Origin of the sequence: Nocardioides alkalitolerans DSM 16699 (assembly GCF_000426525.1) — a bacterium.
GTDB classification, from domain to species: Bacteria; Actinomycetota; Actinomycetes; order Propionibacteriales; family Nocardioidaceae; genus Nocardioides; species Nocardioides alkalitolerans.
Genome location: NZ_AUFN01000010.1, coordinates 768,295 through 781,139, shown reverse-complemented (window position 1 = coordinate 781,139; position 12,845 = coordinate 768,295). Strand labels below are relative to the sequence as shown.

Below are 12,845 nucleotides of genomic sequence, written 5' to 3'. Positions count from 1 at the left end.
GTCGCTTCGCGAGGCGAGTGGGGCCCGGTCCGGGTTGGACACCCGCCGACAGGCGCAGGCCGCTCGGCTGTTTCGTCAACACATGCCGCACCGGCCGCCTAGATTGCCGGGCATGACGTCAGCCGGGGGAACAGAAGAGGCGAGCATCGAGGCAGCGGAGATGAGTCTCGTCTACACCGACCCGACTCGGGCCACCGATGAGATCGGTGGCCTAGCCGGGCGCGTTCTCATGTCGCTCAACGAGCAGCCCACCGAGTTCTCTATCGCGGTGGGGGCGCGTGCGCCTTGGGCGGGGTCACTTCTTGGCTGTGTGCACGTTATGGCTGATTCATTCTGTTACTACCCTCCCATTGGCTGGAGCGGAGCGCTCGGGATGGCTCCGCCGCCGGAACTGGAGATGCTGCTCGACCGGCTTCGGGCTCTGGCCGATTTGGGGGGAAAGTCTGATAAGGCGGACGCGGCGGTCGAACTTCTCGACGGGATTCTTCTGAATGCGCGGGTGGCTTTCGTCTCGTTTCAGGCCGCCCTTCCACCGGCTTTCTCGGAAGATCTAGAGAGTCAGGGGGCGGCATTCTCCAGATGGGCCGAGGCGTCACGAGCCCGGCGGCAAGTCGATGAACTGGAGACCAGTGGCGCAGCCCAGCAGGTACGGGACGTCCGACGGTTGGCCGAGAACGCGTGGGAACGCCTAAGTGTCCCCGGGGACGATGGTCTTGCGGACCCCGTTGCGGTCTCGCTGTTCCATATGGCTTGCGGCACGACGATCGAGATCAGCCAGCAGGCGTGGGCCGTGGACAGGGACAGCAAGAGGAACGGCGTCGCGATGACCCTGGAGAATCTCGCTGAGGGGCTTCCTAGGGTCGGAACGGCTTTAGATGCCGACGACGTGTACCCCCTGCTAGCCGATCTCTGGATCGCCCTGGATGGCTGGGTAGGTACTACGACGGGTCACATCGCCGGCACTGTGAGGCCGGGCCTGGCGGACAATCCGCTTGCAACGAAGCTGTGGGATCGCGTGGAGGCGGTTTCGGCGATCACGGGAACGCTGAAGGTCAAAGAGGCAGACCGAAACGAGGTGCGCGATCGCGAGGAGCGCGAGAACCAGAGGCAGCGCGACGCGCTGGAAAAGGCCCGCGTTAAGTACGAGAGCGCCATGGATGCGCAAAATGCACTGAAGGCCGCGTTCCAGCAGATGTCCGACGATGAGGCTGGCACGGCGAATCAGCTGCGCCTGCTCGTGTTCTACACGCTGACAGGTCTCGCCGTGATGGCGATAGCCATAGCTCTCATCTTCGCCCGCCAGACCGGGATAAGTACGTGGACCAGCGTCGCGACCCACCTCGGCGTCAGTATCCCCGTGCTGGGACTCGCGGGCTATCTGGCGAAAGAGTCCGCTCAGCATAGAAGAATCAGCAGGTGGGCCGGAGTGATGGCCGTTCAGCTGGCCACAATCCGCAACTATGTTGAGCCGCTGGAGAAGGATCAGGCGCGTGAGCTGATGAAGGCTTTCGGAGACCGTGTGCTTGGCGAGCTGCCACCCGACACTAAGAACGAATCGGACAGCGGCAACCTCACGACCGCGCTCGACATCATCCAGCGATTCGCTACGCAACGGGGCGCATAGGCACCGGCCAGGAGATCAGCCGACGGGCAGGTGCTCGTTCCACCACGCCGCCAGCACGGGCGCCAGCATGGTGTTCCACGCGGCGTTGGGGTGCACGCCGTCTGTGGTGCGTGTGGTCGCACCGGACTGCCCAAGCTGGCCGTGCTGGGTGAGGTCAAAGACGGGGCCGCCGTAGCGCTGGCCGAGTTCGAGGATCGCGGTACGCGCCGCGGCGGTGGTGGCGTGGTAGCCCTCGTTCGCCGGGGTGTAGAGGCTGTGGGGGGTCTCGAACGACACGGTGATCGAGGGCTTGGCCTCGAAGACCTTGCTGAGCACGTAGTTGTAGGCGCCGTACAGCGTGGCCCGGTCGGTCGAGGTGGGCGTGCCGATCGGCTTGTCGCGGTCGTTGTAGCCGTGCGCGAAGTGCAGGTGCTTGATGTTCGCGATGCGGTCGATGATCCGGGCCTCATAGGACTGCCCGCCCCACCCGGGGAACGCAGCCTCAAGCTCGGCCTTGGTCGCTGAAAACGATCGGTCCCGGGTGCCGTCCCACACGATGCCGGACGAGCCGACAGCCTGATTGTCGAGCACGATCCCGGCGAGGGCCGCGGCCTGGGTGACATAGGAATTGGCAGTGGCGATGATGGACGTTCCGAGAACGGTCACAGGCAGCCCCGTGAGACGGGCACCGGGGAGCAGGTTGGCGGGCACCTTCCCGCCCGCGTCGAGGCGCGGGTAGCCGCCCGGCTGATTCGCCCACCGCGACGCCACGACGACAGCCTCGTGGCTGGTGGTCCACGTGAGCGCGGGCAGGTACTGCGTCTGAATCTTTGGGTCGCTGGTTCCGGCCCCAGGGGTGATGGTGTCCCCGACGGCCGGGGCCGGGGAGTTGGCGGCAGGCTGGTACAGAATCGACCCGATGGCGGGCCCGCCCGAGCCCGCCCAGTAGAGGCCGTTAGCGGCGACGTTGGTGGCGGTCCAGACGCCCGGCACGTCGCCGGGCAGGAGCCGCAGGTACGACGCCGGGGTCCACGTGTAGGTCCCGGCCGTGGCCGCTGCCTGGGCGCCGCTGCGGTAGACGACCGTGTAGCCGCCCGAGCCGTTGGGCCGGTAGACGTAGAACTCGATGGTGCGGGCGGCCTCGTCGTTGGCGACCCGGCCAGACATCGACCGGAGCACCGAGGGCTGCGTGATCTTGTGGGTGTCGGCGACCGCGATGAGGACGCGTCGACCACCGCCGACGTTCGCGGCCACCGGGTTCAGGGTGCCGAGGGTGACGGTCGGGGTGGCGGGCGGGGCGGTGTAGCCGTCGGAGACTCCCGTGATGGTGACCGCGGTCGACGCTGCTGCTGCTGCTGCTGCACCGGCCTGGGTGGCAGCCTGGTTCAGGATGCTGGGGTTGGCGGTGATCGCGTCCGAGGCGGCGGCCTGGGCGATCGGCGTGACGCCCGCGCGGATGACGCCGCCCGGGGCCATGCCGGTGTCGATCACCCCGCCGACTGCGGCCCCTAGTTCGTTTGCGATCGGGGTGCCCGGGGTGGCGATATCGGCAGCCACGCGAGTGCGCAGGGCTCCGGTGAACTCCGACTCGTCGTCAGTGGCCGCACTTGCCATGACAGCGTCAGTGGTGCCGAACGCCTCTAGCGTCTCGGTCTTGAACGCCTCGTACTCAAGCCGCGTGATGGGCGTAAGGCCGCCGGGGTTGTTCGCCTCCGTGGGAGCTGCGAGCGAAATGTCCACGCCAGTCGAGATCATGCTCAGCGGCACGTCGATGTCGTACTTGTAGCCACCGTTGAACTCTTCGACCACGCCGTACGTGAAGCCGTTGGGCACGATGTCCAGGTCGTCGCTGGCAGGCAGCATGACCTCAAACGCGCCGTTGTCGAGCACTGCGGCGATCGGACGAGCAATGAGGGTGCGGAGTGCAGCGGCGTCTACAAGGCGCTTAGAGCGAGGCGTGAAGACCACGCGGCCGGTAACTGGCGTGCCGTCCGTACCGACGTAGCGGCCACGGACAGGAACCAAGTCCCAGTTGGGGGAGGGGGAAGCCATCAGTGGCCCTTTCGTTGTTTGGGCAAGAGAAAAGCCCCCTTGGGAGCGAGCGGGAGAGGGGCGCTCTAGCTGCAACCAAGGGGGCGGAGCGGGCGAGCCTGCGTGCGAGGGGAGTCGGCACGTCTCTTAGGGCTCAGCCCGGGCATTAGAAGTCTGGACGGCGTAAGCGAGAAGAGATCGACTCTCGCTTCTTGATACTCGCCGCCGCACCTTCGAGCGAGGATTTGCGCGTGTGATGCCATTCGCATAGCGATTCAAGATTCGCTGGCGAATGATCATCTCCAGGTCGAATGTGATCGACCTGATTCGCGGGCATCGCACAGATGCTCCGCGTCGTTTCCATCTTCGCCTGACAGACGCCACGGTCTCGACGAAGAATGGACTTGCGTAGCGATTGCCAGTTCGCCGGAAGTCGGGAACGTCTATCGCTATTGGCCCAGGAGTTAGACAATCGACAATCTCCTTGGGCAAGTAACGCCTCGACCACGTTTCTCATAAGCTCAACGGCGAATGAAGTGAAAGTGCTAAAGAACACTTCCGTGGACCCGAGGCAGAATCTAGAGGCCGTAAGGCGTGACTCCGTGAGGAGTGAGAGGCAACGGCGAGAAGTGAAGAAAGAGAGTTAAGACGTTAGAAGTGAAGTCTGAGGCTAAAGGCACCGGCGAGTAAAAGAAGTGATGGGCCGTCAGGCCCCAGAAACTTCTACCGCAATGACGGGATAGGACTAATGAGTAAGTAATAACGTCTAACTACTTACTTCCTATTACCTACTTCCTTCTATCTTTCTACTTAGTTAGTAGAAAGGAGTTAAGAGTAAGTAGTTAGTTGTAAGAGAGAAGAAGTAGTAGAGGAGTAAGGGTAGTAAGAAGATAAGGCGTTAGCCTTCTCTTCTTACTACTAAGAGAGTGGAGGTAGAAGAGGAGTAAGAAGTAACGTCTTAGTCTCTTACTCTCTAACCCTCTAGGGTTAGAGTCCAGACGAGCGACTCGTTTCGCACCCCCCTGGCTCTACATCTTGAGAATCTCTTGAGGAACTAGGTACTGACGTCTCATATTTTGGGACGCCCTAGGGGTCAGAAGCCGTTTTCCGATCGCGCCATATATGCCAGCTCGAAGGTGTCTGAGAGCACCGGCAGAGGGTGTTCAAGAGGGCTCGCCGTTCACGTTTCCTGAACGCTTTGCTTTAGTGAAATAGGCGGGTGAAGAATGTCACCTAAGGGGCCATTCAGTGACATTCCCCGGCGTCCGAAGGCCGGTCAAGGCCGTCCGTTAGTCGGTGGAATTGACTCTAGAACCGTGGCAGGGCGACGGTTGCTAAGACTGGGCGGTACCCGCCTATCACTCGAAGGGGGTCATACCCCCCACCTCTTTGGAATCCACCTCGCCTGTCGCCCCCGCCATTCGTCCGGCTGGCGTCGGCTAGGCATAGCCCTAGGGCTGTCTGTGTGGCGTTCTGCGGGCCTATCTCTACGCCAGTGGGCCCGAGTGCCACTGCGTGTCTGTTAGTCCGTTAGAGCACTAGCAGCGTGTATCTCTCTGAGCTTCCTGGGTGGGTAGGGGGCTAGGTGGCGCTGTTGTTGTGTTCTGTATGGGCTGCTGTAGGGCCTGGCGTATGTGCGTTGAGGTAGTTGCTCACTCGTTAGCTGCCGGTGGCTTAGAGGTGCGGTAGTCATACGCAACGCCTAGGGCTATGTGTGGGGTTTGAGTTCCAATGTGCCCTACCTCTTTTGACCCAGGGATGCCCGGCTGTAGGCGGCTGGACCGGCACGCCAACTGGTGTATTGACACCTACGGAAGCGAGCGACTACGATCAACCTGCTGGTGTAAATACACCAATCTCTGTTACTCAACTCGCTGGAGGCTTTGCAATGTCTACTCACGCAACCCGGACCGAGATCGCGAACCGACGTACCGTCGGCGGGTTCCTCGCTCGCACTCCCACCTCTCGCCCGCTCAGACTTGTCGCCTCGGAGATGTGCGCCAATATCGGGGATGGTCGCGTCGAGCTGCGGTTCGATGAAGCCGAGGGTGGCGGATACATCTCCTACGCCCTGTCCGACGCCGAGCGTTTGGACTGGCGGCAGATCTTCAACGAGTTGGGCGCGTTGGGCTGCCAGCTTGTTTCGTACGACTTGGACGAGGGCTACTACACGGACGAAAATCAGATCTGCTGGGGTGTGGTGGCGGCGTGATCGCTCGCGACTCTTTCGCTCAGCGATAGCGGGTGCGGAGCGCCCCCTTCGGTAAAGGTTCACGAGTCCGCTGACGTTCCGGAATTGAGGATCGTCCCACTGTTCGGGCCGCGCGCTACAGCGCCGTTGCGCTGCCGATCGCGGTGAGGACCGAGAAGCCTTTGCGCTGCTAGGCTCGCCGCCTTCGACAAGGAGGGGTGCGATGGGTAGCGCCGCGACCAAAGGGCGGGTAGTTCGTGTCTCTGACGTGGTTTGGGAGGCGGCAATGCGGAAGGCTGCGTCTGAAGGTCGTCGACTCTCGGATGTCATGCGGGGAATGCTTGCCGAATACGCCGGGCTGCCGGACGAGACCGGGCTAGAGGGGTCACCCCGTGACCGGCGTTCGACCGCTAGTCGATCCGACAAGTCTGCGAACTGAAGTCGAAAAGGGAAATTTTCCTAGACACTGTCGTGTAGAGTCTCGCGAGATCGTGTAACGTATCGCGCAACCGAAGGGAAGGGGCAGTAGTGGCACTGATTGGTAGGGACGAAGCACGCAAGCTCGTTGACGAGTTGAAGGCTGCGCTGGTCGCGGTGGATGAGAAGTGGAGGCTCGTGCTCCACACCGAAGCGTGGCGCTCCCTGGGGTACGACTCGCTTCGGAGCTTCTGGCGGGAGGAGATGGCAGGCGTGCGGGTAGGAGATCCCAACGCACTCACCTCGATTGCCTACCGGATGTTCGACGAAGGCGCTGACGAGCTGGAGGTTGCGACTCACGTGACTGGCATGGGCGGAGTCGCAATCGCCAATGCTCTTGCTGGTCATCGGGCTTCCCTGCCCCCGCAGAACCTGGTTGCGGGAATGCGGGTTTCCAGGCCGCTCACCCCAGTCCCAGGGCCCGACGAGACGCTGGTGTCGGCGCACCTGAGGGTCAAGGAGCGTGCGCGTCCGAGCATCCTTCGCGTCTACATGACCAACGACGAGTTGCGGGAAGTGCGTGCGGCAGAGAAACAGATCTCGTCGGAAGGACTGGGAGATCTGTTTCGCCAATTGATCCTTGCGCAGGTTCGGGCGCTTCGTGATGGCCGATAGTCGTCACGGCACCTCTGCGGGGTACATGAGGGACCGTTGCCGGTGCGAGGACTGCCGCACTTGGCAACGGGAGCGCATGCATCGCTACTACAACGGTGCGGGCCGTTCGGCTATGAGGGCTGCCAGTGACGCGTATATGGACCGAGGGATCGTCCGGCAGGTGACGTTAGCGAAGAAGAAGCGTCACGACGTCCGAGTCCAAGAGCACACGCGCTCGCATGCTTACCGCCATGGACACCCGTGGACCGAAGACGACGACCGCGCACTGGTGGCAGGCGTCGGACTCACGTCGTGGGCGCTCGCTCTCAAGCTGGGCAGGACGCGCCGGGCGGTACGAGATCGTCGAGAGAAGTTGGCGCGGAGGGTGGGTGGTTAGAGCTTCGGTTTTCCGTTCCAAGGCTGGCGTTATTACTTCGGGGAGGAGGGGGTAGGTGTGAGCGGGTGTCTGGCGACGCCGCTGGGGCGGACGTTAGGAGTGGCAAGTGAGGCTCTGCCTCGATCCGCCTTGTTGTTGTGACACGTTCCCGAGAGGGGGCTCGGTCCGTTGAAGTGGGCGGGCGAAGACGCAAGCGTTCGGCGGTAGCACTGGACAGCCGGGCTGCATGAGTTTGCCGAAAGAACTGCCGCCGGGCGCGCCTGGGTGCGGTCCCACCCAACGCTCGCGAGATTGTCAGTCGTCGTGTTGGGACGCGCGTACGAACGCAACGATGGCTGCCGCTCGTTCTCGTAGATCGAGCGGCAGTGGCGCGTCAGCCTCCCAGAACTGGACTGCCGCGCGAGCTACGGCGACTTTATCGACGCGGGTGGGTGTGCCGCCAATGATGGCCAAGGGGTCGGCCCACTGACTACCGTCCCAGGTAAGGGTAGCGTTCGGATGGGCGGCGTTGACAGCCCGTGAGAGGACGGCGGGCGGCACGTAGTTCTCGATCGTGCGACCGGCGGTGACCCACGCGAAGCCATGGGAGCCTGGGCGGTCTCCTGCACGGTCGTACTCCTCAACGATGCGCCGCTTCGTGGCGTTGATCGCATCGTCAGGGGTCGTCTTATCGCTGTCGATGAGCACGAGGCTGTTGCGGTTAAGGCGACGTAGCGAGATGAGGTCGTCGGCGAGCGCTTCGGCGTCCGGGTCGTCGCTGGTCAACGAGTTCAGCATGCGACCGCCGTAAAACATCACTGAGTAGTCGATGCCCTCGATGAGTCGTTCGCTGCTCAGCACGTCAAGCCAGTGACGCAGGTAGACCCGGTCGGAGGGGCCCTCGACCCAGATGACGCAGTTTGTCTGAATGAGGTCGGAAGGGCGATACCCGAGGTCGACACACACCGCCGAAGCGTCTCCGGCCGAGCGGACGTGCTGAGCGGTGGAACGGCCGTCGCGTTTTTGAATGTGGACAACGTCTGCCCGGTTGTAGTCGAGGATGTGGGCTGAGTGTGTAGTGACCACATACTGATTGCTGGTGTTCTCGTGCAGATATCGCATCAGTTTTCGCTGGAGCAGTGGGTGCAGGTTGACCTCGGGCTCTTCGATACAGACGAGGTGGTCCTGGAGGACGGTTGCCGCGGCGGCAATGATGATGACTTGGTGTATGCCGGTCCCCATGGCTGCGAGTGACCTAGTGTCGCCGCCCTGTCGGATGAGAATGCCGTCCTGGTTGTGTGGGATGACGATATCGACGCTTTCGTCAGAGAACACGCTCCGCGCGAACCGGTTGATTGCCTCGAATCGCGCTCGCTCCTCGTCGAACGTCTCCAGCTCTGGAGACTGAAGGCGTGCGAGACGTTCAACTAGGCCCTCGCCGCTGTGGATGAGGTTGCTGGCGTCGGCAGATGTCGCGCTCGGCCCGACCCGTCGAAACGCCTCGACCACTTCAACCTGCGGCCATGCACTCGCGGGCCATATCAGTCCAATGAGGTCGACCGCACCTGCGTGCCCGCCGTGCGTATTACCGCCACTCATCGCCTGGTAGGCGTTGTAGTAGGGCGTCTCGTGGGGATAGGAGGCCGTTGCGCCCCGGATTTCCTGGATCCAGTTGGAGTCCACTTCCCACGCAACCCGATCGAAGCCGGGGCGTTGTGACGCTGGTGCCGCTGGCCGGTACCGCACCCAGAACAGGTCGTCCTGGGTGGGACGAAAGTTGGGAGCTTGAAAGAATGACGCCAGCCGGTCCAGATCGTGCACGCTGCCGAGTCGCGGGTTCAGTTTGGCCCAGTTGAAGAGTGGATCGCTCGTGGCTAGACGGTGACCTACCTCAAGGCACAGGCCTCCGGCGTAGGCGGGCTTTGGGATTGCCTCGCCTTCCTGCCCCTTCGAGACGGGCTTAAGATGGTCGTGCACGAAGCGGACCACATTGGACTTGCCCGCATTGTTCTGCCCGGCCAACACCGTCACCTTCCCCATAGGAGAGATGCGTTGTAGGTCGCCGTAGGAGCGGTAGCCGCCGATGCCGATGCCGTCAATCACGCGTCCGATTGTGCTTCACGGGACCGACAGTGGGTGAGGAGCGAGACCGGCAGCGCCGCGCTTGCGGACGTCGCGACGTGGGCCCAGGCATGGCCTCCCCGTTTGGCTGTCAGCGGTGACGCGCCCCGGACCGCTTTGTCGCGCGAAGCGCGCTACATCCGGGGCCAGCGGCGCGCTGGCGTGGCCCATGCCGCCGACAGTCACGATCGCGCGACAGGAGAGTCTGTGGTCCTTGGATTGAGATGCTTGCCGCGACGTTAGGCAGTGGAGCACTGTCTCGGGTGACCGCCCGCTGACGATCACTATGTGCAGGCTCTGCTCTCTCAACGTCAGTGGTTACGACGGTCACACTGTCGCGGTATCGAGCTTGCGGTGGAGCAGACTGGCGAGGGTGCTCAGAGGCTTCGTGAGTCGTCAGCGACGATCGCTAGCAGCGAAGCGGGGTGTCCGGGGCTACGACGATCAACAATCGCACGCTGGTCTACAACGCGGCCCCTGGCTGATCGCAAGGCGTTCTAGTCCGCAGAAGCGACAAGGCCCCCACCGCAACCCAGCGGTGGGGGCCTTGTTGTCGTGAGCAGCTACCGGCGACGAGCGCACATCGACCAACCGATGAGTGCGCCACCGATCGCAGCGGTGAGGTGGGTCAGCAGGAGGAAGCCGTCCATGTCACCTGGTTATCACGTGAAGGAGCTGGTGACATTCCGGAACCTCGGAGAGCAGCGCGTCGTAAGCCGTCTGGTAGTCCGCGCCTTCAGCCTCGATGGGCGAGCTGGGCGCGGTCGGGTCGGACTTCGGTCGGATGGTGCCGGTGAGCGTCACCTAAGCACCGTCGCACGACTTCGAACACCTGTTCTAGTTTCGGAGGATGTCCGACGATCGTGGTCGCATCATGATCGCCACAACAAGGCTGGCTCAGCCGCGACACGTCTGGGTGGATCTGACGGGGTGCTGGGACGGTGGCCACCAGCAGCCCGGGTTGGTGGTCATGTGGCGGCGGTACGACCGGGGCGGACGCGGAAACTTCTTCTGGCAGGGCTAGGTGGTGCGGGCCGACCACGCAGGAGCGCGGAGCCGATGCTCACGCACTCGCGGGTCGATGCGGCCAACATGCGGGCGGCATAATTCTAGGAGGTCACCCCTCTGCTTAGACAGAGGGGTGACTCCAGGCGTGTTATATCGCGATTGCGATTACGGCCAAGATAACTAGTACGAATACCAGTACCTCCAGAGGAGTCCACTGTGCCACGACTTCCTCACCTCCCTCTCCGGTTGCCCGGAGCGGCGAAGCCATCATGTCGCACAGGCGGATCTCGTGTTGCTGATCGGCGAATCTTGTCTCCCGGGTCTCCTGACGGACGTGGTGCAGTACTGCTAGCGTCCGCTGGGTGACTGACGGTGGAGGTAGCGAGGTGGAGGGCGCGGTGCCGCCACCGTTCGCCTTCTTTTCGCTGGACGGCGAACGGTTCAAGGCCGTGGGTATGCCTGCCGATTCTGCTCGTGAGGTCGGGTACTTCAGGGACGCCGTGTTGGAGATCGCGCGTTCTCTGTGGCTCGATCAGAACCCGGGTAGGAAGAAGCTGCCAGACGGGTTCTCGGCCGCATTTGACCTCCGACTCACTTCAGTGGAGCCGGGTAGCGCGAGACCCCATTTGGTGCTGCACCGGGGGGCAGATGCGATCACAGACGAGCACTGGGATGAGTGGGTCACTCTCTACTTTGCTGCTCGCGACGAGTTCACCCATCTCGTCCAAACAGCGGGCGAGCCAGAGGCGCCGTCTCCCGTCTTGGCTAACAGGGCCCTCCAAGCGGTTCGGCGTGTCGGAAGTTCGCTGAGTGAGTCCGAAGAGATTGTCGTCGGTGACCCCGAGCCCACTGGGCGCCGGGCAACTCTTAATCAGGCGACGCGCCGCGTCTTCGTCAGGCCCGAAGTTCCGACACAGTTGCTGGAGCCGACCGAGTGGCACCTGGAAGGCGTAGTCACCGAATATGACGGGGTAGGTCAGAGCTTCCAACTCCAGACGAATTACGGCGTCTCTAAGTGTGTAATCGAAAGTTTCAATGTTGAACTTGCGAACTTTGTTCGCGACGTTTTAGCCCTCGACGGCATTACGGCACCGGATGTCGTCGTCACTGGTGAAACGTTGGACGCAAAGCAGTCGACAATTCAACTCTTCAATGTTAGTTCGGTGCGTCTGGTTAGATCCGTAGAGGAAAAACTGTTGAGTAGTCGTCTGGATGCGCTTTACGCGCTTGAGGCTGGGTGGGACGGTCCCGACTCGCTGCCACCCAGCCTCGCTCTGCGAGCCCCCTTGGAGTTGGCGCTCTCAGAGCTGGCGGCGTTCGGCGTTCCCGTGGATCTGATGCCCACTGGCGATGGTGCGATAAAAGTCGAACTCAAACGTGGGTCAGTTGAGTTGACTGCAGAGTTGATTGATGACGAGATGACCTTGATATCCGATAACTTGGAGACGGACGAGCTTCGCGAGGCTCACCTGCCCTACTCCAGAGACGGTTTTCTAGCATTTTTGCGCGGGGGGCTGATGTGACTGAAGAGACACCGGACCCGAGTCCCAACCCGATCGCACCGCCGCCGGATGAGACTCTTTACCGACAAGCCCACCCCATTCACAAGAAGCTCGACGGTTCGTTGTCGGCAGGAATTTTTACGCCTACCAAGCGCGATCAAGGGATGCTGTCGACTCACCGAGAAAAGATCGGCGCAGCAGAGTCCTATCGCCGATGGACTGAGGATCTCGATCACGATTCTATGGGAACTCTTGGCGTTTCGCTTGAAGAGATCGATGCGGTCGGCGTTGCGTCGGACGACGGGTCAGGACAATATTACGGCCTGCAGGCGATTGACGATGCTGACATGATCGGCGTCCCTGATCACGCCTCGGTGGACTTCGTCGGCGTTCCAACGCCTGGAAAACGTAAGCAGGCGGGTCGCAAGTTGCTCGAAGCCGCTGTCGCCCGCGGTTTTCTATACCAGCCGTAGGTGGCGAGGGCTCCAGCCAGGTGGACTGGACCCCTCGCCCACGCCTAGGGCTCAGTGAGCCCCGTCGTACGCCTCTCGCACCTCGGCAGAGACTCGGCCACGGTCGGGGACGTCCCAGCCATTCTCGCGTGCCCACTCCCGAATCTCCTTCGGGCTGGGGCCGTCACTCGCAGGCTTAGCCGCGGCGCCACCGGCCTTGCGGGCTCGACGCTGACCGCCCGCCTTCCGCGCGTGTCCGACCCACGGAGCAAGAGCCTCGCGCAGAGCTGAGGCGTGCTCGTCGTTAAGGTCGATCTCGTAGGTGACTCCATCAAGACCAAACGTCACGGTCTCGCTCGCTTCGGATTCATCGATGTCGTCGACGAGCAGAATGCTGACCTTCTGTGCCACGTCATTGCCTTTCGTTGTTTTCGACTGTCTATGCCGCCCAGTCTGATGCAGCGTCTCTAGTTGAGCAAACTGGCCGTGG

8 protein-coding genes are annotated in these 12,845 nt (G+C 62.4%); 5 read left to right on the top strand and 3 right to left on the bottom strand.

All coding sequences use genetic code 11. The features are described 5' to 3' along the window. Nucleotides 1-112 precede the first annotated feature (112 nt). Nucleotides 113-1,624: a hypothetical protein gene (locus tag K329_RS0104420; protein WP_157571554.1), complete on the top strand. Its 1,512-nt coding sequence runs from the start codon at nt 113-115 to the stop codon at nt 1,622-1,624. Between the two features lie 15 nt (nt 1,625-1,639). On the opposite strand, the gene K329_RS0104415 is transcribed toward K329_RS0104420, so the two are convergent. Next, nucleotides 1,640-3,655: an SGNH/GDSL hydrolase family protein gene (locus tag K329_RS0104415; RefSeq protein ID WP_157571553.1), complete on the bottom strand. Its 2,016-nt coding sequence runs from the start codon at nt 3,653-3,655 to the stop codon at nt 1,640-1,642. A 1,972-nt stretch (nt 3,656-5,627) separates the two neighbouring features. Between K329_RS0104415 and K329_RS0104405 the strand changes: the two genes are divergently transcribed. Then, nucleotides 5,628-5,846, top strand: coding sequence for a hypothetical protein (locus K329_RS0104405; RefSeq protein WP_157571552.1), 219 nt, complete (start codon nt 5,628-5,630; stop codon nt 5,844-5,846). 507 nt (nt 5,847-6,353) lie between these two features. Then, nucleotides 6,354-6,917, top strand: a complete 564-nt coding sequence (locus K329_RS0104395) for a hypothetical protein (RefSeq protein WP_028472110.1) — start codon at nt 6,354-6,356, stop codon at nt 6,915-6,917. Nucleotides 6,918-7,587: 670 nt separating this feature from the next. Here the strand turns inward: K329_RS0104395 and K329_RS24510 are convergent. Continuing rightward, on the bottom strand, nt 7,588-9,375 hold the full coding sequence (locus K329_RS24510) for an AAA family ATPase (RefSeq protein WP_084540973.1): 1,788 nt from the start codon (nt 9,373-9,375) through the stop codon (nt 7,588-7,590). Nucleotides 9,376-10,763: 1,388 nt separating this feature from the next. Here K329_RS24510 and K329_RS0104375 point away from each other — a divergent pair. Next, entirely contained in the window at nt 10,764-11,924 is a 1,161-nt protein-coding gene (locus tag K329_RS0104375) for a hypothetical protein (RefSeq protein ID WP_157571551.1), read from the top strand. After that, nucleotides 11,921-12,376, top strand: coding sequence for a hypothetical protein (locus K329_RS30695; RefSeq protein WP_157571550.1), 456 nt, complete (start codon nt 11,921-11,923; stop codon nt 12,374-12,376). Before K329_RS0104375 ends, K329_RS30695 begins: the two co-directional genes overlap by 4 nt. A gap of 51 nt (nt 12,377-12,427) precedes the next feature. Here K329_RS30695 and K329_RS0104370 read toward each other — a convergent pair whose 3' ends face one another. Then, nucleotides 12,428-12,766, bottom strand: a complete 339-nt coding sequence (locus K329_RS0104370) for a histone-like nucleoid-structuring protein Lsr2 (protein ID WP_028472108.1) — start codon at nt 12,764-12,766, stop codon at nt 12,428-12,430. Nucleotides 12,767-12,845: the final 79 nt, after the last annotated feature.